Consider the following 20,920-nt stretch of genomic DNA (forward strand, 5'->3'; position numbering starts at 1 on the left):
AACTCTATGCTTCGAGATGGCATCATGTGGGACCAAAACATCGCCCAAAATAAAGGATTGACGCCATAGTCGTTTGTTATGCCTATATTGAGCGATGAACTTTATCCATCAGAGCATGATAATAATTATGACTTTCGGCATCTCTACAATGCATCATGGATTCTTCAATATCACGGATCAACCTATGCATCCGATCCATTCTCTCTTCTGGCGATAATCGTCTAGCATTTTGAAGACGGTGAAATTCATCATTTAACCTTTCATACTCTATTAGTGCAAATGAAGCTTTTGAAGGTCGAGCAACATTCGTAATGTTTTCAAGTAACGATTTCATTTGACGAACTTCTGCATGCATTACATCTAAAGATAACAGTTCTCTGCTATTTTCAATGTCAGGTATTTGCGCAGGACTATTGAGAGCAAGTAGTTTAACAATTGAATTCACATTTCCTTGTTGTCCATCAGCACCAACAGTTGCACTTATTGCTTCGGCTAACTCTTTTTGGCTCTCAAGAACATCGTGATAGCGCATTTCTTTGCAGTATTCTAGATATCGTAGTGGTGCGATATCAAAAATTTTCGGTGTGCCCTGCTCTTGAATTAACACTGTAGGCTTGTCGAATGCTTGCCGAATACCTAATTCAAATAGAACGTTGGGATTGCGATTACTTAGATCACATATCGCGATAGGAGCTTCTATAAGCTGTTTAAGAATATCTAAGTGAATTAAGTTTGTTTGCTTGACTTCATCAGCTCTTACAGCTTTATATCCAGCCGTTTTACAAGCGGGCTTAATAATATTTGAATAAACGTGCTTGAAATGCCCCTTGGGACGATCATCTGCTTCAGCTATTGGCATAATAATGAAACATTCTTTAGTTTGTTCAGCATTAACTTCCGCCTTGTTTTTTTCTACCATATATTTCCTCATTAAAAAATTATAGGCATAACAGCTGTATAGTGCGCATGCGCGTTTTAGTCCTCGGAGGAGTGTAAACGCGCATCGCTATCTGTTTGTATTCGCTGGATATAATAGAGTTTAGTCCTAATATCCCTTGCAGCTAAACGCGCATGCGCGGTTTCCAAACCTATTATCTACCAGCTGTATTTTTTAACTTTATGAATTTAATGATATTTCCTGAAATGTTACGGAAATAACGCGCAAGCTTAGCTGCAAATTCTCGGCATTTTTCCTGGAACGGCAATAATACTGTATAAAAAATCAGTTCTGAGGTGCTTGTCATGAGCGCGCCAAGCCGTACAACCAAGAACCCTACACCCCAGGCCTACAAAAAACGTTGAGTGAAGCCATGGCTACCGCACGGGTCCAAACTCTGTTTGTCCCTACATTCCGCTAAAATCGGAAAAGTGTTGCAGCTTTCGCCCTTAAACTTAAGGAAGTGCTAAAGCTAAGCGTTTGAATTGGTTATACAATACCCAGTACTGAATTTGAAAACAATTAGCCAAAGGTCAAGTTTTGACAAAGGCAACAAAACCCTGATTTTGTTTGTTTTTGAAGCAGAATTGACTGGGTTTGAAACCCAAAGCAACATGACTTTAAGCCGCTGGCACAGCGGCTATTATAGCTTCCAGCTAAAAGTTCCTAAGTTAGTACTGGCCGAGCTTCCGGCCACGGTGTAGCCCATCACCTGTGGTGCACCTTTCGCACAGGCGATACTGTGACACGCTGCGAGTACGTCCCTGTAAGCTCTGCCTCGCCATCCCTGGCTCGGAAGGTCACAGTTCCACCTGTGCCTGGAAAATAGGTGTATGTCTGCAAACTCTTCAGATATTTCAAGCTACTCAGCGCTAACAGAATTGCACCAATGCCCCCTTCGGAGCCGCCGCTGGCGTTGTTGCAAATTGGCGTAGCCGAGACAGGGATGTCGAGGCTCGAAGGTCGAGCAAGGATGCGAGTCCTGAGTGTAGCCAATTTGTTTCATAAGCCAGCGGGGATTTCGGCTACGTCGGGGTGTCCTTGGGGATGCAAGGGGCTTTGGACAAGCAAAGCCCCTTGCCCGGTGTGGTGTGGAACACCACGACTTTAAGCCGCTGGAACAGCGGCTATCATAGCTTCCAGCTAAAAGTTCCTAAGTTAGTACTGGCCGAGCTTCCGGCCACGGTGTAGCCCATCACCTGCGGTGCGCCTTTTGCACAGGCGATCCTGTGACACACTGTGAACCCATCCATGGGCGCTCGACGAAAACGTCCCTGTTTTCGACGGTCACAGTTCCGCCTGTGCCTGGAAATAGGTGTATATCTGCAGATCTTTCAAATATTTCAAGCTAATTCATTCTCACAGAATGCACCGATTCCCGCTCGAAGCGGCCGCAGGGCGTTGATGACAATCGCGTAGCGAGGCATGGATGCCGAAGCAGCGCCAGTCGAATCAGGGATGAGCGTCTGGCGCGATAGCGAATTGACATCATAAGCACAAGGGGTTGTCCGCTGCGTCGCGGGTCGCTGGGGGTTTGGAAAGGGGGCGAATCGATACAGCCCCCTTTCCTCGGGTGTGGGGCGAAGCTCCACGACTTTACGCCGCTGGCACAGCGGCTAGCATTGCTTTCAGCTCAAAATAGCCAAATAACATAGATTGAACTTCCAGCAACGGATGTCTCCCATTGCCTGCCGCAGGCTTATGCACAGGCGATCCTGTGACTCGGCGAGAGTTGCGCAGCAACATGCTTTCGAGCGCGAACCAGGGATGGTGAGCTGGCCGTTAAACAGGGAAGTTGTTGTGAATACGTCCATGTAGCCTCGACGAAAACATCTGACCTACAAGGACGTAGGAAATGCCGAATTTGTCGGGAACAAAATTCGGCCCTGTTTTCGACGGTCACAGTTCCGCCTGTGCCTAGAAATGAGGTGTATGTCTGCAGACACTTCAGATGTTCCAAGCTACTCAGCGCTAACAGAATTGCACCAACTCCCGCTCGAAGCCGCCGCTAGGCGTTATTTGCATATTGGCGTAGCCGAGGCCGGCTTGGAAAATTGAAAACGAATTTTCCAAGGCTATACCTGATAAGAAGAAGCTATACCTGATAAGAAGCTATGCCTGATAAGAAAATGCCCTCCGATGGAGGGCATTCATTGATGAGTACAACTGGGCTTAAGCGTTTCTCGGTTGCTCAGGCTTATCTATATCCAAAGTCACTTCATAGGCCACATTGTTTTGGCTAACAGGCTTTACCGTCTCCACTTTGGGCTCGACACTGGCCTTGGTATCCCGGGCGATTTGCAGCGCTTCATGGGTGAGCATATTGTTGCCACTCAGCAGATCATTCAGGCCGCCCTTTTCGGCATCTACCAACCCCAACTCTCTAAGCATGGCATCGACCACAGGCGCGTTGGCACGGTAGTTGAGCGCTGCACTGGTCACTTGCTCGGCAATGCCGCCCTTGGCACCGGCGCCATCGGAAGCTGTCCCCAGTTGGCCGGTTACGCTGCTGCCGTAGCCTTGAAGGATCTTGATGCCTTCGATGTTTTCCAGTGGTTTAACCGCATTAGCGACGATTTCCGGCAGAACTTTGAGGATCGCCAGTGAGCGCTGCAGGGCAATTTGCTCGTCACGCAACACGTTCTCGGCTTCGTGCAGCGCCTGTTTACCGGCCGCTTCCACCGCATACACCTTCTCATCGGCCTCGGCCTTGAGCATCTTGGCATCGGCACTGGCGCGGGCTTCGGTCAGTATCGCTATGGATCTATCTTCGGCGGCGCGTTTCTCGGCTTCAGCCTGAACTGTGACCCCAACGGCTTCCCGCTCCGCCTCTTTACGGGCGTCAATAACTTCAATCTCTTTGCGACGATTGGCCTCAGCCACCTGACGCACTGTGATTACCGCTTCCTCTTTTTCAACCTTGAGCTTTTCGGCCTCGGCGGCACGGGCTCTGGCGGCAGATTCTTCTTCCGACTTGGCGGCAACCGCAATCTGTTTCTCCTGTTCGGAGACTTCGATATCTCGCAGCTGCTGAATTCTGGCCTGTTCAATTTGCTTACGCTTTTCAATCTCGCGGGTTTCTATGTCTTTGGTCTTTTCAATTTCCGCCGACTCGATGGCGCGTTCCTTGGCGATTTCCGCCTCCCGCTCCTCACGCTGCTTTTGCTCTTTCTGCTTGATGATCTCGGCCTTTTGCTCGGCGCGCTTGAACTCCAGTGCCTGCTGCTGGATCAAACGTGCTTCCTCTTCGGCCTTTTCGATATTCAGCGACTCTTTTTCGGCTTCCAGGTTACGCAGCTCAATCTGGATCCGGTTATCCTGCTGAATATCGTTGGTTTCTTTACGTTTTTCTTCGATGATCTTGGCGAGTCTGGCACGACCTTCAGCGTCAAAGGCGTTGTTCTCATTGAAGAACTCCAGCTCTGTTTGGTCAAAACCTGTCAGAGAAACCGACTCCAGTTCCAGACCGTTTTTCTCAAGATCGTTGGCAACGTTGTTCTGCACCCGCTGTACAAAGTCGGCCCGCTGTTCGTGCATCTCTGTCATGTTCATTTCGGCTGCCACGGCGCGCAGCACGTCAACAAACTTGGACTCCATCAGCTTCTTGAGCTCTTCCACCCTATTGGTGCGACCGCCCAATGTTTGGGCCGCCATGGAAATACCTTCGGCATTGGGGGCCACCCGCAAGTAAAAGTCGGCCTTGACGTCCACCCGCATCCTGTCTTTAGTGATCAGGGCATCTTTTTGAGTCTTGCCCACTTCAATGCGCAGGGTATTCATATTGACGTGAATAATTTCATGCAGTACCGGCAGGACAATGGCGCCGCCATCTTTGACTACCTTTTCACCACCGAAACCCGTGCGCACAAAGGCCATCTCTTTGGTGGCGCGGCAATAGAGCTTGGCAAAAATAAACCCTATCACCAACAGGCAGAGCACTACTGCGCCTGCGGTAAACAGCAACATACTGGTGCCGCTGGTATTTAAACCCGGGATGGTTTCCATTCCTGTTGTTTCCTTCTTTGGTTAGATTATTGTTCAAAACGGGTGGCAGACCACACGCGGCCGCTGCGTCTGAGCAGCACCACTTGCACCCCTGCAGGGAATTCGGTGTCTTCGTCCTCGGGCTCGACCAGGACATAGTGTTTTTGACGGTATTGATCCTGAACCACGGCCTCGCTGGGATTACCCTTGATGGCACAGCCGAGCGTTACTGTGCCGACGCTGCCGCTGAGATCTTCGATTGAGACGGCGCTGGATTCATTTTTGGGAAGGATTCTGGCCAACTGCCCACCGAGGAAATGGCAGGCAACCGCCGCCAGCGGCAAGGCCAGCAACAAGGAAAACACTTGCGGCAACAGGGCAGAGGTCAGCAGCCAGGAAAAATAGTTAAGCAGGTAGCCCGTAATACTGAAACATCCCAGTGCCAGTACAAACCAGATGAGCACAGGCAGCCTATCCAGGCAGAGCCAACCGGCCAGCGCTGTCAGTCCCCCCTGAGGTAGGTCAGTATCAAGATCGGCATCGGGAAGCCAGTCATCCATAGCGGCCATCAGGCTGATACCCGCGATTAGCGTGAGTCCCTCTATCACTCCAAGCAGTGCCACTATCGCCAAGGCTACAGCATAGGGCAGATTGGACTGGGCCAGAAAAAAGTCCAGCACAGGATTCCTCCTTGTAGACGACTGTACCTGTCGTCAATATTCCATATAAGCCTGTTTATTTCAGGTCGTTACTGAGTGTACCCCTTGGCAAGCTTTGACTCCAATAGCTTTTATCTGCATTTAACGTCAGAAATCTGCAGCGGCTCACATTAATGTTAGCCACTCCATACAGAGGCTATCTTTGCTTGGGTTAGTGTTGCAACAAACCACAAGGTTTACGCCAGCAACGCCCAGACAAAACCGAATTGTAAACTTTGTTTTCTATTACAAGGCATTAATTTAATTACATTTCGCAAGAACAAAAACTGCCGAAAAACACTTGAGAACGATCCCTTGGCTTGGTTAGCATAAGAATTGTTCCCTCTGATGCATGCCAATATTTTAGAGCAAACCATGACTGCCAAAACCGAATACCAGCAACTTTGCCAGCACTTTCGCACCATCAGCCACTTCGAGCATTTCAGTGCCCTGGGGGACTGGGATCAAGCCACCATGATGCCTATGGGCGGCAGCGAGGCCCGCTCCGAGGCGATGGCCGAGTTGGCATTACACATTCACAGTTTAAAAACCTCGCCCAGGCTTGCCGAATGGCTGGATGGCGCCGAAGCCAAAGCCGCCGAACTCAGTATCGAACAGAGGGCCAATCTCAGAGAGATGCGCTGGCACTACGCCCAAGCCATTGCCGTGCCGGGGGACTTGGTACAGGCCAAGACGCTGGCGGGTTATCGCTGTGAAAACCAATGGCGCGAACAGCGGCATAACAACGATTGGCAAGGGTTTCGCCCCAATCTCGAGGCGGTAATCGCCTTGGTGCGAGAAGAAGCCCAGGCTCGCGCGGCGCACACAGGCAAGGCAGGTTACGATGCCCTGCTGGACAGATTTGAACCCGGCATGACCTGTAAACGGCTGGAGACCACTCTAGGAGCGGTGCGGGACTGGTTGCCCGAGCTTATCCAAAAAGTGAAGCACAAACAGCTGCACCAGAGTTACAAAAGCAGCGCCGGCGACTACCCTATAGCAGACCAAAAGCTGCTGGGACGAGAGGTGATGCAATACCTGGGATTTGATTTCAACCAAGGGCGTTTGGATGTCAGCTCGCACCCATTTTGCGGTGGCGTGCCCGGTGATATCCGCCTGACCAGTCGCTACACGGAAAACGACTTTATCGCTGCCCTCACCTCCACAATTCACGAAACGGGTCATGCCCGTTACGAGCAGGCGCTGCCAAAGGATTGGCGAGGACAACCCGCCGGAATGTCTCGCTCCATGGGGATCCACGAGAGTCAAAGCCTGTTTTTTGAGATGCAACTCGGCGGCAGCCGCGCCTTTATCAGCAAACTCTATCCGAGAATTCGTCGACATCTCGACTGCCCGGTATCGGCCCATGAACTGATCGACAATATCACCCGGGTCAAGCCGGGTCTTATCCGGGTCGATGCCGATGAAGTCACCTATCCGGCGCACATACTGCTGCGATTTGAAGCCGAGCAGGCCTTTATCGACGGCAGCCTGGAGGTGAAAGACCTACCCGATTTCTGGGATCAGAAGATGCAGCAATATCTGGGGCTGAGTACTGCCGGGAATTATAAAGATGGCTGTATGCAGGATATTCACTGGACCTTGGGCGAACTGGGATATTTCCCCAGCTACACCTTGGGCGCCATGTACGCCGCCCAGCTGAGATTTGCCATGGAAGCCGAATTGGGCCCCATTGAAGCCCTGCTGAGCCAGGATAAGCTGGGACAGATTTGCGACTGGCTGGATGAAAAAATCTGGTCCAAGGGGTGCCTGCTGGAAACCGATGAACTGATCCGCAGCGCCACAGGCCAGAGTCTGGATCCCAACTTCTTGCAGCGCCATCTGCAGCAGCGCTATCTGGATTAATTTATCTGCAAAAATGGTATAATGGCGCGTTTCTATGAAGTGACTGCAAAGAGAAAGTGAATTCAGATGTTGATACGCGCCATTAGCCAGAATGACTGGCAAGCCATAGGCGAAATTCAAGCAGAGTGCTACCACGCTCTGGCCCCCGAACCTTTACATGTACTCAAGAGCAAGTGGCAGGCATCACCGCAAACCTGTTATGTCCTTGAAAAGAGTGACCAGGTGGTAGGCTATTGTCTGGCTCATCCCTGGACCGAAGACACGCCTCCGCCACTGTATCAGGCGATTACCGCCTTACCCAAGGCCGACACCCTTTATCTGCATGATATTGCCATCAGCAACAGGGCTCAGGGACTCGGCGCCGGACGCAAACTGTTTGATACCCTCAAACTGCAGGCGGAAAAACTGCGTCTGGGCTCCTTGTCACTGGTGGCAGTACAGGGCGCCTGTGGTTACTGGGAAAAACTCGGCTTTAACCACAAGCGTATCGAAAAATCGCTGGCCACCTATACAGATGACGCCAGTTATATGGTCTATCCGGTAACCCGCTGACAGATGCAACCCACACTCATCACCATAGGCTTGTTGTGCCTGAGCAATATCTTTATGACCTTTGCCTGGTACGGACACCTCAAGTCCCTTTCCGGTAAACCCTGGATCATTGCCGCCTTGGTCAGTTGGGGCATAGCCCTGTTCGAATATCTTTTGCAGGTACCGGCCAACCGTATTGGTTATAGTGTGATGAATGTGGGCCAACTCAAGATACTTCAGGAAGTCATCACCCTGAGTCTGTTTGTTCCTTTTTCATTCTATTACCTTAAAGAACCACTGAAACTGGACTATCTCTGGGCCGGGTTATGTATGCTCGGCGCCGTTTATTTTATATTTCGCAGTAAGTTCGCTTGAGCCCACTGCTTTAATGAGGACACAAGATGGCACGTCAGGTCGCCTATGAATACAAGGGGGTCGCGAAAGTGATCAACTTTGCCTATGACAAATACCACGACATGTACGAGGCTGTTGCCGCCGCCGAGGGAATAGATCTCAGCCGTTTTCTGGCGATGGAGCAGCAAGTCGCCATGACAGCCAAAGGCGGTGGAGCCCTAAAGAGCTATCGCACCAGTGAATTCGCCCGTATGGGGTTTCGTCATATCCACTTTGTCAAAGAAGAAGAGCAGGGTTAATACCTGCCCCAAAGAGGGTTAAGCCATGATAAATCCAGAACACGCCAATTTTCCCCGAGCCGGCTTTTTCAAGCGCCTCGGAGCCGCCGTTTATGATCTGCTGCTGGCGGTAGCCGTCTACATGTTTGCCGGTGCCATAGGGTTTGGGATCTTTACCGGCCTGACCGCCTCCGGCCTTATTCCCATGGGGAACTATGAACATGTTTCGGATCTGCTCAATGGCAATAGCCTCTATCACGGCCTCTATCAACTGTGGCTGGCCTGCTGTGTGGCCGGTTTTTACGCTCTCTTTTGGTCCAAGGGCGGCCAGACGCTGGGCATGCGCGCCTGGCGCCTCAAGGTGCAGCATCCCAACGGCCAAAACCTGAGTTTTATTACCGCGCTGGCACGGGTGGTTTGGTCCCTGCTGGGGATAGGCAACCTGTGGATCCTGTTCAGCGGTGACAAACTGGCACTGCAGGACAGCATGACCCGCTCCGAAGTGGTGCTTCTCAGTAAAGAAGCCAACTCACTGCGCAACTGGCACGGAGCCTGAGACACGGATTCTGATGAAATAAACGGGTAGCGATAGCATTAAAATAACGCTTTATAGATATCTCCAATACGCAAACCACAACAAAAAGCCCTGTCAGTGACAGGGCTTTTTCATAACGTTAATCGGCACAGGAGGCTTTCAAATCCGCAGCGGCTTTACTCTCAAGCCCTCAATCCTCAGCGGCGGATATAGTAGATAGCCGCACTGGTAAACAGCAAACTCGGCATCATGGCGCCCATCAAGGCCGGCAGCTCATAGACTATGCTCATGGGGCCGAAGATCTCATTACAGATATAGAAGGTAAAGCCGGCTATCACCCCGAGTAACACCCTGGCTCCCATAGTGACGGTTCGCAGTGGCCCGAATACAAAAGAAAGCGCCACCAGCATCATCACAGCCACTGTAACGGGCTGCATCACCTTGCGCCACAGTGCCAACTCATAGCGACTGGCATCCTGATTGTTATTCTTCAAATAATCGAGATAACCGACCAAACCACGAATAGACAAGGCATCGGGTTTAACCGACACCACACTCAGCTTGTCCGGTGTCAAACTGGAGGGCCATCTGTCTTCCTTGAGGTTTTCCAGCACCACTTGTTCATTCTTGAACACTGTGCGGCGAACCTCCAACAAACGCCAATATTCCTTGGTGTAGATAGCCTGCTCGGCATGCACCACACTGGCCAGCTTCTGCTCTGAGTCAAACTCGTAGAGGGTAATATTGCCAAGACGAGTCACATCCTCAATCTCGCCAATGTTGACGAACAGGTTTCCATCTCTGGCCCAAATCCCGCGGTGGGACTTAATCAGGTTACCGCCGGAGATCTTGCTGGTCTTAAGCTCATAGGCCTTCTGCTCCGCCACCGGTGCGCCCCATTCCCCCAGTACCATCACCATCAGCATCAAAGGAACCGCCGTCTTCATCGCCGACAGGGTGATCTGTAGCCGCGACATGCCGGAGGCCTGCATCACTATCAGTTCAGAGTTGGAGGCTAGCATACCCATGCCGATGAGCGCCCCAAGCAACACGGCCATGGGGAAGAACATCTCCACATCTCTTGGGATCAAAAACAGCACATAGACGGCGGCATCCATCATGGTGTAGCTGCCCCGGCCCACCAGACGCAGCTGATCGACCCATTTGATGATCCCGGAAAGCCCGGTCAAAATCAGCAGACACAAGGCCGAGGTGCTGAGCAGTACTCTGGCAATATACCAGTCCAGTATCTTCATGCTACGGCCCCCCGGCGTTTGAATAGCCCCGCCAGTCGAGTTCCCAGAGGTCTGCCCTTACCTATCAACAAGATGCCCATCAGCAATGCCGAGGCATGGATCCACCACATCCCCAGCCAGGCAGGGATCACCTCATCCTGCAATGCCTTGCGCCCGGCGACCATCAAGCCAAAATAGCCAAGATAGAGTAATACCGCCGGAAATACCTTGGCAAACTTGCCCTGGCGTACATTGACCCGAGCCATAGGCACAGCAATCAGCGTCATCAAGGGGATAGCCAGCGGAATGGCCAGTCGCCAATGAAGTTCCGCCACGGCTTCCGGCCCCGGTGTATTGAGCAGTTCCTTGAAAGGCACGGCAGATAACTTGCGATCCCTCTCATCCACTTCCTGCTCTTTGAGCTGCATCTGATAGCCGCCGAACTCAATCACCTGGTAATCCACCCGGTTCGGCGCTCCCTGATAACGCACGCCGTCATCGAGCTTGAGTCGCTGACCACCGGTTGCGTCTTCCACTACCCGGCCACCATGGGCCACGACCAGGTTGGTTACACCGCTCTCGTCTTCCTCATCGGGAAGCTGGGCCACAAAGACTTTTTCCAGCTCATTGTCTTTGCTGATTTTTTCAACAAAGAGCACAGCCCGGCCGTTGGCACTGGTTTGAAAACGTCCTTGAACCAGGGCGGCCAGCCCGGCTTCTGACTGGGCCTTTTCCAAGACCGCGTGTTGTTTGTCCTGCGCCCAGGGCGCGACATAGAGCGCCAGATAACCGGTAAACAGGCTGTTGAGCAACGCCAGGATCAAGGTTACCCGGGTGACATACCATTCGCTGACGCCGACCCCATGAAAGACCACCATCTCGTTTTCTGCATACATGCGGCCATGAGCGAGCAAGATCCCCAGAAATAGACTCAAGGGTAGAATTAGCACTGCCAGTTCAGGCAGATTGAGGCCGATCAGAGTCATCACCAGGGAAGCGGGAAATTCGCCATCGGAGGCATCAGCCAGGATGCGGACAAATTGCTGGCTGATAAAAATAGCTAACAAGACAGAAAGCACCGCTATTTGTGCCTTCAAAACTTCGCGGATCAAGTATCTAAATACAATCACAGGCTGAATCCGGTATCCAAACTTATCTTTTTGCTGGTGTCAGTGTTACTTTCATGTAGACTGTCTACTTTTGATAGTTTTCTGACCATAACAGGCGGCATTTTGGTTGTTTCAGGCGTATGCTTTTTGTCAGCCAAACCAGCCCCCTGCTGCAGGAAATTTTCCGCCTTTAGGCGGCACAAGCAGACATTATCCAATAAATAAAAAAGTTTGTCTTTAAAAGAATCTAGGAGAGCTCATGGAGTTTAGCGTAAAGAGCGGCAGCCCCGAAAAACAGCGCTCGGCCTGCATAGTTGTAGGCGTTTACGAACCCCGTCGCCTGTCCGGCATCGCCGAACAACTGGACAAAATCAGTGAAGGTTACATCAGCAACCTGTTGCGCCGTGGCGATCTGGAAGGTAAGCCCGGGCAGATGCTGCTCCTGCACCATGTACCCAATGTGCTGAGTGAGCGGGTTCTGCTGGTAGGTTGCGGAAAAGAACGAGAACTGGATGAGCGCCAATACAAGCAGATCATCACCAAGACAATCAACACCCTCAACGATACCGGCTCAATGGAAGCCGTGTGCTTCCTGACCGAACTGCACGTTAAAGGCCGCGACACTTATTGGAAAGTGCGCCAGGCCGTGGAAACCACCAGCTCTACCCTCTACAGCTTCGATGGACTCAAGACCCGCAAGGGCGAGACCCGCCGTCCGCTGCGCAAACTGGTATTCAATGTCCCGACCCGCCGTGAACTGACGGTTGGCGAGCGCGCCATCGAGCACGGTGTCGGCGTTTCCGCCGGTATGCAGTTGTGCCGCGACGTGGCCAATATGCCACCCAACATCTGTAACCCGGCTTATCTGGCCTCGCAGGCCCGGCAACTGGCCGAGGTGCATGAGAACCTGAAGGTCAGCACTGTCGGTGAAGAACAGATGGCCAAGCTTGGCATGAACGCCTACCTGGCCGTGGGCCGTGGCAGTGCCAATGAGTCCATCATGACAGTGATGGAATATCAGGGTGCCGTCGACACGACCGCCAAGCCGATAGTGCTTGTAGGTAAGGGCCTGACCTTTGACTCAGGAGGCATCTCGCTCAAGCCGGGCGAAGCCATGGATGAAATGAAATACGACATGGGCGGCGCTGCCGGGGTACTGGGTACCATGAAGGCCATCTGTGAAATGAAGCTGCCTATCAATGTGGTTGGGGTACTGGCCGGCTGTGAAAACATGCCTTCCGGTAATGCCTACCGCCCAGGTGATATTCTCACCACCATGAGCGGCCAAACCGTGGAAGTGCTCAACACAGACGCCGAAGGCCGTCTGGTGCTTTGTGATGTACTCACCTATGTGGAGCGCTTCGACCCTGAACTGGTGGTCGATACCGCCACTCTGACAGGTGCCTGTGTTATCGCGCTGGGTAAACACGCCTCAGGTCTGTTCTCTGCCCATAACCCACTGGCGAGCGAGCTGCTCAATGCCGGTGAGCAGAGCGGTGACCGCGCCTGGCGCCTGCCGATATGGGATGAGTACCAGGAAATGCTGGACAGCCCATTTGCCGATATGACCAACCTGGGCGGACGCCCTGCCGGGTCTATCACGGCGGCCTGTTTCCTGTCGCGCTTTACCAAGAAGTACCACTGGGCCCACCTGGATGTAGCGGGTACAGCCTGGAACAGCGGCGCCAACAAGGGCTCAACCGGTCGTCCGGTTCCTATGCTGGCGCAGTTCCTGCTGAACCGCGCCGGAGTCGAACAAGGCGAATAAGCGCCTGACTCCCGGTTAATAAAAAGCGAAGCCCAGTGCTTCGCTTTTTATTTTTGTGGGCTATTTTATAAAGCCAATCTTCCCTTTGTCCTACTCCTTCCCCGCCTTTTGATTTTCGCCGAGTGAGCCGGTGCTTGAGCAAAATAGTATTCATCCACGGCTCAAACCACAGAGCTAAGCCACAGAGCTAAGCCACAGTAAACCGCCCTGTTGAAAGGCAGTGGCTCAATACGGCCCATAAAACTCGGCTTCAGACTAAGTTTACACAGCTGAGTTTGCACAGCTGAGTTTGCAAATACAGTTCCAGCCGACATGACTCCGTTTACTTAAACTCTGAACGCTTTAATTCATTGTTTTTAATCCAGTTACTTTCTATCGTGTTTCCTTAGTCACTTGGTTCTGCCACTTAGGCCCCAAGCCAAACAAGTGCTGTTCAAATAAACCACTAGACGACTGGTCTAATGGTAATTATACTGGCCGCCATGAACACACAGACACAAAGCACACGCCAACACATACTGGACACGGGTTACCAGCTCGTCGTAACCAAAGGCTTTTCCAATGTTGGCCTGTCACAACTGCTGCAACATGCAGAAGTCCCCAAGGGCTCCTTCTACCACTACTTCAAATCCAAGGAGCAGTTCGGTGAAGCCCTGATAAAGGACTATTTCAACGATTATCAAGTTAAACTGCAGGCACTGCTGGGCCATGAGCGCACTCCGGCGCTGCAGCGGCTGCAAAGCTACTGGCAACTCTGGCTGGATTGCGACGCCGATGTCTGTGGCGCGCAAAAGTGCTTGGTGGTGAAGCTGAGTGCCGAAGTGGCCGATCTCTCTGAGCCGATGCGTATGGCGCTGCTGCAAGGTGCCAAGCGGATCATTGCCACTATTGCCGAATGTATCGAAGCCGGTAACCGGGATGGCTCTGTCAAAGTCGGCAACAGTGACCAGACGGCGCAGCTACTTTACAACCTCTGGCTGGGGGCCAGCCTAATGAGCAAGCTGACTCAGGATAAAAACGCCCTTAATCTGGCAATGCAAACCACTGACAGCATACTCGCAGGCAGGCTGGACAACAGCGGCCAATAACAGATACTCCCCGCCACACAGGTGGCGGGATTTTTTTAACCAAAAACTAGACGACCGGTCTAATTAAGCAATAAAAGCCAATGGAGCCTATTATGACTGCCAATCAAAACCCACATCAGCGCATTGTGCTGGCCTCTCGCCCGAGCGGCGCTCCCAACGCAGACAACTTCCGCCTGGAAAGCAGCAGCAAGCCGGTGGCAGGCGACGGCCAGGTGTTGCTGCGCACCATCTATCTGTCGCTGGATCCATACATGCGCGGCCGCATGAGTGATGCAGAATCCTATGCCGAGCCGGTAGCCGTGAACGATATCATGGTCGGCGGCACGGTTTGCCAGGTGGAAGAATCCCGTCACCCGAACTTTGAAGTCGGTGAGTGGGTGCTCGCTTACACCGGCTGGCAAAACTATGCCCTTTCGGACGGTGAAGGGTTGTTGAAACTCGGCAAAGCGCCGGCTGCCCCTTCATATGCCCTCGGAGTCATGGGCATGCCGGGGTTCACTGCCTATATGGGACTTCTGGATATTGGCCAGCCCAAAGCGGGAGAAACCCTGGTGGTTGCCGCCGCCACCGGACCGGTTGGCGCTACTGTAGGCCAGATAGGCAAACTCAAGGGCTGCCGGGTCATAGGTATTGCCGGCGGCGCTGAGAAATGTCGCCACGCCAAAGAAGTACTGGGTTTCGATGAGTGTCTGGATCACAAGGCCGAGGACTTCGCCGAGCAGTTGGCCCGAGTCTGCGACCAGGGAATAGACATCTATTTCGAGAACGTCGGCGGCAAGGTGTTTGATGCCGTATTGCCCCTGCTGAACACCAGCGCCAGAGTCCCCGTATGTGGTTTGGTGTCTCAATATAACGCTACTGAGTTGCCGGCCGGCCCGGATCGCCTGTCACTGCTGATGAGCACCATTCTGGTGAAGCGGATCAAGATGCAGGGCTTTATCATTTTTGACGACTATGGTCACAGATATGAAGAGTTTGCCAAGGATATGGGTGACTGGCTGTCTCAAGGCAAAATTCAATATAAGGAGCAACTGGTCGAAGGGCTGGAGCAGGCACCCCAAGCCTTTATCGGCCTGCTTGAAGGTAAAAACTTCGGCAAGCTGGTGATCAAGGTTGCCGAGCCGCTGTGATAAAAACTGATGGCTGCACTAAATTGAGTCCTGCGGCCATTCGGTAACCAGCAAAGCAAGACTTGCGGCCCTCTTAAGCATAAACGCCAAGAGGGCCGTAAGTTCTAACGGTTTCATTCAACCTCATTAAAGCGATTTATTTGATCCTGCCAATCCTGAAATCACTTTCAAACCCGCGATCGACGAGGTAACAATCACTAACAGTTTTATCCCACGAAAGTCGCCACAAAACGTTCTATGTTTGACACGCTGGCCCCCGCCATGACGATGACTATCGCGGCGCCAATAGCGGTTAATCCAAGCGGGTGACGATAATCACCGACAATACTCTTTCGACGAGTCGCCATCAGTATCACCGCCAAGACGACTGGTAGAATTATGCTGTTTACCAATCCTGCCAACATCAACAAAAATACCGGCATATTGACCAACACAGTCCCCAAAACGGTAATCATAATAAAGCCGACACAACAGGCTTTTTCATGACGGGCAACCACAGGGAACAAGGTTTTCACCAAGGAAACGGCCATATAGGAATTGCCGACGACAGAGGTAATCGAGGCCACAAACAACACCAAGCCAAAGATATGATAACCCAAGTTACCAGCCCCTATCCGGAACGCATCGGCCGCAGGATTGGCAGCATCCAACACCCCACCCGCCATAATCACCCCGAGAATGGCACAAAACAACAGTACCCGAATGACTACGGCGATGGAGATCCCTGCCCAAGCTGCCTGCTTGATCCCATTTAATTGTTGGTTGCCACTCAAGCCGACATCCACCAATCGTTGAGCACCTGTGTAATAGCCACCGACAGCACCTCCGACTATGGTCAAAGTTGGGAGTAACAAGCTCGCATAGTCAGTGGGATATACGGCAGCCACTATAGTCTGCTGAACCGGTGGTAGATTATTGAGTGCAACATAGGCAATCAACACTATCATTAACAATCCCAAATAACGGGCCATTTGATCTATGCGTTTGGATGCATTGTGTAATAAAAACAGTGTCGCCCCCATGACGCCGGTCACTATGGCTCCCCAGGTAGTATCGATACCTGTGAGTACATTCATCCCCAATGCCGAGCCACTGACATTGCCAAAATTAAATGCCACGGCACCCAGAGCCAATAGAGTACCGATCACATACCCCATTCCTGGAGCGACCCGGTTGGCAATGTCCTGAATTCGTAGACCGGATACGCCAACAATACGCCACAGATTCATCACTATTCCAAAAGTGATGATTGCCGACACGAGTACTGGAAACGCCATATCTATCTTGTAGATATTGGTAAAAACTGCAGTTTGAGTAAGGAAACCTGGACCGACTGAAGTCATTGCCATCAAAAAGGCGACGCTAAAAATGGCTTTTTTCTGAAAATCCCGTTGCGTTTGCGCAACAGAGCGGGGGGATAAATTACAAGAGATATCTGCAGCAGATTGAGAAGTAGACATGAGCGATCCATTTTTGTGTTCTTTCTACTAAAAGAAATAGAAAAAACAACTGAATAGGATCAGCTGCTTTATCTCTGACACACGAGGTGCCCAGAGGGTATGTAAATTTCGCGGGGTATTTTAGGAGCCGAGATCACGCTTGTCCAGACCGTTTCCCCGTTTTTATTCAAACCATGACGCAGCGCACCCAACAATCACAATATGCGGCCACGCAGATCACTTACCATGAAAATCTATTCCAATGCGCTTCTTCCCCCTTGGTTGTTAAGCCTACAGCAAAGGGTGTAAAATCCTACGTTTATGTCAAGGGTAATCAAGGCCAATACCATAGATGAGTCAAGCAATATTCTATTTGTTGCCACAGGTATCAACGCCCTCTGCCCGTGAGCAAGTTGAGATGGCCGCCTGCAAGCTGGCACAATGGCATTACGCCAATGGTGCGCAGGTATATATTCACTGTAATGACCAGACACAAGCCCATGCCATTGATGAACAACTATGGCAGTTTGACCCCATCAGTTTCGTGCCCCACAACCTTAAAGGTGAAGGCCCGGCGGCCGGGGCACCTGTAGAGATAGGATTTGATCCTATCGGGCCCGGCAAATTACGTCAGGTTCTGATTAATCTTGCAGACCAAAGCCCTGCATTTGCGGTAAACTTTGGTCACATTATCGATTTCGTTGCCAACGATGATGCCATGAAGGTCATCGCCCGCCAGCGCTATAAGCAATATCGGGCGTTTAATATTCCTCTGAGCACTCAAGAATTGACAACCGAACCTCTTAAACCAGTTTGAGAAATGTAAGCTCCCATGGAAAAAACATACAATCCGCAGTCTATTGAACAAGCGCTCTACCAGGTTTGGGAAGAGAAAGGCTATTTCAAGCCCCACGGTGACGAGTCCCAGGGCAACTATTGCATCATGATCCCACCGCCGAATGTCACCGGCAGCCTGCACATGGGACACGCCTTCCAGGATACCATTATGGACACCCTGATCCGTTACCAGCGGATGAAAGGCAAGAATACCCTCTGGCAAGTGGGCACCGACCATGCCGGTATCGCCACCCAGATGTTGGTGGAACGTAAACTGGAAGCCGAAGAAGGCAAGAGCCGCCACGATCTCGGCCGTGAAGCCTTTATGGACAAGGTATGGGAGTGGAAGAGCCAGTCCGGTGGCACCATTACCAGCCAGATGCGTCGCCTGGGCGCCTCGGTAGACTGGGACCGCGAGCGTTTCACCATGGACGAAGGCCTGTCGGAAGCCGTGCAGGAAGTGTTTGTTCGCCTCTATGAAGATGATCTCATCTATCGCGGTAAGCGCCTGGTTAACTGGGATCCCAAGCTGCACACTGCGATCTCCGATCTGGAAGTGGAAAACAAGGAAAAGCAGGGCCACATGTGGCATTTCCGCTATCCACTCGCCGATGGCGCCCTGACCGCCGACGGTAAAGACTATCTGATTGTCGCCACCACACGTCCGGAGACTATGCTGGGTGACAGCGCGGTTGCCGTGCACCCTGACGATGAACGATATCAATCCCTGATTGGCAAAGAGATCATTCTGCCAATCGTTAACCGCCGCATTCCTGTGGTGGCCGATGACTATGTGGATATGGAGTTCGGTACCGGCTGCGTGAAGATCACCCCGGCCCACGACTTCAATGACTATGAAGTTGGCAAGCGTCATAATCTACCCATGTTCAACATACTCACCCAAGATGCCGCCATCCGCACTGTGGCCGAAGTGGTGAATGTCGATGGTAGCCTCAACACCGAATTGGACGCCTCTTTGCCAAGCCGTTATGCCGGTATGGACAGATTCAAGGCACGCGATGCCGTTGTCGCCGAATTCGAGACCCTGGGTCTTTTGGAAAAAATCGAGCCTCACGGCCTGAAAGTGCCTTATGGCGACCGCAGCGGCGTGGTGATTGAGCCCCTGCTGACCGACCAATGGTATGTGTCTGTCAAACCACTGGCCAAAACAGCCATAGAAGCGGTGGAAAACGGCGATATCAAGTTTGTGCCTCAGCAATACGAGAACATGTACTTCTCCTGGATGCGTGACATTCAGGACTGGTGTATTTCACGTCAGCTGTGGTGGGGTCACCGTATTCCGGCCTGGTATGACGACAGCGGCAAGGTCTATGTCGGCCGTAACGAAGCCGAAGTCCGTGCCAAGCATAACTTGGCAAGCGATGTTGCTCTGCGTCAGGACGATGATGTACTGGATACCTGGTTCTCCTCTGCCCTGTGGACCTTCTCAACCCTGGGTTGGCCACAGCAGACTCCTGAGCTGAAAACCTTCCACCCCACAGACGTGCTGGTGACAGGTTTCGACATCATCTTCTTCTGGGTAGCCCGGATGATCATGATGACCATGCACTTCATCAAGGATGAAGACGGCACACCTCAGGTGCCCTTCAAGACTGTCTATGTGACCGGGCTTATCCGTGATGAGCAAGGCAACAAGATGTCTAAGTCCAAGGGCAATGTGCTGGATCCACTGGATATGATCGATGGCATAGATCTCGAATCTCTGGTTGGCAAGCGCACCGGTAACATGATGCAGCCGCAACTGGCCGCCAAGATTGAAAAGAGCACCCGCAAGGAGTTTGCCGACGGCATCGAAGCCCACGGTACCGATGCGCTGCGCTTTACCCTGGCTGCCATGGCGTCCACCGGCCGTGACATCAACTGGGACATGAAGCGCCTGGACGGCTACCGCAGCTTCTGTAACAAGCTGTGGAATGCTTCCCGCTATGTACTGATGAATACCGAAGATCAAGATTGCGGCCCCAACTCACCTAACGGCAAGGCCGGCGGTGAGATGCAGCTGTCACTGGCAGATCGCTGGATCACAGGTCTGTTCAACCAAACGGTCAAGACCTTCGAAGAGCATATGGGCGCCTATCGTTTCGACCTGGCTGCCAATACCCTGTACGAATTCACCTGGAACCAGTTCTGTGACTGGTATCTGGAGCTGACCAAGCCTGTGCTGCAAAACGGCTCTGAAGCCGAGCAGCGTGGCACCCGTCATACTCTGGTGACTGTACTCGAGCAGTTGTTGCGCCTGATGCATCCATTGATGCCATACATCACTGAAACCATCTGGCACCGTGTCAAACCACTTGCCGGTGTAGAAGGGGAAACCCTGATGCTGGCCGCCTTCCCTGAGTATCAGGCCGACAAAGTCGATACCGAGGCCATGGCCGACTTGGAATGGGTCAAGCAAGTGATTGTTGCCGTGCGTAACATCCGCGCCGAGCTGAACATAGCTCCGTCCAAGCCGCTCAACGCCTTACTGCGCAGTGTCAGTGCCCGCGACAAGGCCCGTGTCGAAGCCAACCAAACCTTCTTCACTAGCTTGGCCAAGCTGGAAAGCATGACGATTCTGGCCGATGGCGACAACGCACCCATGTCCACCACCCAACTGGTGGGCGAGATGGAACTGTTGATCCCTATGGCAGGGCTTATCGACGTAGCGGCTGAGATGGCTCGTATCGACAAACAGCTGGATAAGCTGAGTGGCGAAGTCGCCCGCATTGAAGGCAAACTGTCCAATGAAGGCTTTGTGGCCAAGGCCCCGGCAGCGGTTATCGACAAAGAGCGCAGCAAGATGGCTGATCTCAAGCGCGATATGGACAAGCTCAAAGAGCAGCAAGCCGAGCTGGCCAAACTGGAAGCCTAACGGTTTACCCAAGAACCATAAAACCCAAGGGCAGTCAATCGACTGCCCTTTTTATTTATTATTCGCTTGCCCTCAGCTCCAAGTGGCTGGCAAGATTAAGATAATTTCATCTTCCAGAGCTGGCTATCGGAACAACATATTGTTAAATTGGAAAATATTCCAAGGGGAGTAACTTCTCGCCGGCTTGTCGTCATTACGGTGTATCCACACCCGGCAACCGGGCAAGGCTATTGAATTGTGCTTTGTAAGTGAGACC

Annotated in this window: 16 protein-coding genes; 10 read left to right on the forward strand and 6 right to left on the reverse strand. The window is 52.1% G+C overall.

Annotated features, from left to right (window positions below):
* Positions 1 to 82: 82 nt before the first annotated feature.
* From CBE72_RS15970 to CBE72_RS15985, 3 genes are all read right to left on the reverse strand, one after another.
* Positions 83 to 919, reverse strand: a complete 837-nt coding sequence (locus CBE72_RS15970; protein ID WP_100144970.1) for a hypothetical protein — start codon at positions 917 to 919, stop codon at positions 83 to 85.
* A gap of 2,190 nt (positions 920 to 3,109) precedes the next feature.
* A complete protein-coding gene (locus tag CBE72_RS15980; RefSeq protein WP_100144974.1) occupies positions 3,110 to 4,942 on the reverse strand; it encodes a flotillin family protein in 1,833 nt (610 codons plus the stop codon).
* A 26-nt stretch (positions 4,943 to 4,968) separates the two neighbouring features.
* Positions 4,969 to 5,601 carry a YqiJ family protein gene (locus CBE72_RS15985; protein WP_039033177.1) on the reverse strand — a complete coding sequence of 211 codons (633 nt, stop codon included), beginning with the start codon at positions 5,599 to 5,601 and terminating at the stop codon, positions 4,969 to 4,971.
* Between the two features lie 393 nt (positions 5,602 to 5,994).
* Between CBE72_RS15985 and CBE72_RS15990 the strand changes: the two genes are divergently transcribed.
* The 5 genes from CBE72_RS15990 to CBE72_RS16010 all read left to right on the forward strand — a co-directional run bounded on the left by CBE72_RS15990 (position 5,995) and on the right by CBE72_RS16010 (position 9,204).
* Positions 5,995 to 7,485 carry a carboxypeptidase M32 gene (locus tag CBE72_RS15990; protein ID WP_100145022.1) on the forward strand — a complete coding sequence of 497 codons (1,491 nt, stop codon included), beginning with the start codon at positions 5,995 to 5,997 and terminating at the stop codon, positions 7,483 to 7,485.
* A gap of 66 nt (positions 7,486 to 7,551) precedes the next feature.
* Positions 7,552 to 8,037, forward strand: a complete 486-nt coding sequence (locus CBE72_RS15995) for a GNAT family N-acetyltransferase (RefSeq protein ID WP_100144976.1) — start codon at positions 7,552 to 7,554, stop codon at positions 8,035 to 8,037.
* Positions 8,038 to 8,040: 3 nt separating this feature from the next.
* The gene (locus tag CBE72_RS16000; RefSeq protein WP_025889282.1) at positions 8,041 to 8,391 is read left to right on the forward strand and encodes a DMT family protein; all 351 of its coding nucleotides are present in this window, start codon (positions 8,041 to 8,043) and stop codon (positions 8,389 to 8,391) included.
* A 26-nt stretch (positions 8,392 to 8,417) separates the two neighbouring features.
* Entirely contained in the window at positions 8,418 to 8,669 is a 252-nt protein-coding gene (locus CBE72_RS16005; RefSeq protein WP_025011397.1) for a DUF2960 domain-containing protein, read from the forward strand.
* A 25-nt stretch (positions 8,670 to 8,694) separates the two neighbouring features.
* Positions 8,695 to 9,204: an RDD family protein gene (locus CBE72_RS16010; RefSeq protein ID WP_028781602.1), complete on the forward strand. Its 510-nt coding sequence runs from the start codon at positions 8,695 to 8,697 to the stop codon at positions 9,202 to 9,204.
* Positions 9,205 to 9,380: 176 nt separating this feature from the next.
* Here CBE72_RS16010 and lptG read toward each other — a convergent pair whose 3' ends face one another.
* Both lptG and lptF read right to left on the reverse strand, forming a co-directional pair.
* The gene (lptG, locus tag CBE72_RS16015; RefSeq protein WP_100144978.1) at positions 9,381 to 10,439 is read right to left on the reverse strand and encodes an LPS export ABC transporter permease LptG; all 1,059 of its coding nucleotides are present in this window, start codon (positions 10,437 to 10,439) and stop codon (positions 9,381 to 9,383) included.
* Positions 10,436 to 11,548, reverse strand: a complete 1,113-nt coding sequence (gene lptF / locus CBE72_RS16020; protein ID WP_100144980.1) for an LPS export ABC transporter permease LptF — start codon at positions 11,546 to 11,548, stop codon at positions 10,436 to 10,438. Before lptF ends, lptG begins: the two co-directional genes overlap by 4 nt.
* A 238-nt stretch (positions 11,549 to 11,786) precedes the next feature.
* Here lptF and pepA point away from each other — a divergent pair, with 238 nt between their 5' ends.
* The 3 genes from pepA to CBE72_RS16035 all read left to right on the forward strand — a co-directional run bounded on the left by pepA (position 11,787) and on the right by CBE72_RS16035 (position 15,513).
* Positions 11,787 to 13,295, forward strand: coding sequence for a leucyl aminopeptidase (gene pepA, locus CBE72_RS16025; RefSeq protein WP_028781604.1), 1,509 nt, complete (start codon positions 11,787 to 11,789; stop codon positions 13,293 to 13,295).
* A gap of 482 nt (positions 13,296 to 13,777) precedes the next feature.
* A complete protein-coding gene (locus CBE72_RS16030) occupies positions 13,778 to 14,383 on the forward strand; it encodes a TetR/AcrR family transcriptional regulator (RefSeq protein WP_093982219.1) in 606 nt (201 codons plus the stop codon).
* A gap of 92 nt (positions 14,384 to 14,475) precedes the next feature.
* The gene (locus CBE72_RS16035; protein WP_100145024.1) at positions 14,476 to 15,513 is read left to right on the forward strand and encodes an NADP-dependent oxidoreductase; all 1,038 of its coding nucleotides are present in this window, start codon (positions 14,476 to 14,478) and stop codon (positions 15,511 to 15,513) included.
* A gap of 206 nt (positions 15,514 to 15,719) precedes the next feature.
* On the opposite strand, the gene CBE72_RS16040 is transcribed toward CBE72_RS16035, so the two are convergent.
* Positions 15,720 to 16,973, reverse strand: coding sequence for an NRAMP family divalent metal transporter (locus CBE72_RS16040; RefSeq protein WP_100144982.1), 1,254 nt, complete (start codon positions 16,971 to 16,973; stop codon positions 15,720 to 15,722).
* 331 nt (positions 16,974 to 17,304) lie between these two features.
* Between CBE72_RS16040 and CBE72_RS16045 the strand changes: the two genes are divergently transcribed.
* The gene (locus tag CBE72_RS16045) at positions 17,305 to 17,769 is read left to right on the forward strand and encodes a DNA polymerase III subunit chi (protein WP_100144984.1); all 465 of its coding nucleotides are present in this window, start codon (positions 17,305 to 17,307) and stop codon (positions 17,767 to 17,769) included.
* 15 nt (positions 17,770 to 17,784) lie between these two features.
* Entirely contained in the window at positions 17,785 to 20,664 is a 2,880-nt protein-coding gene (locus tag CBE72_RS16050; protein WP_100144986.1) for a valine--tRNA ligase, read from the forward strand.
* Positions 20,665 to 20,920: the final 256 nt, after the last annotated feature.

The sequence above is a fragment of the Shewanella carassii genome (assembly GCF_002777975.1).
Lineage (GTDB): Bacteria > Pseudomonadota > Gammaproteobacteria > Enterobacterales > Shewanellaceae > Shewanella > Shewanella carassii.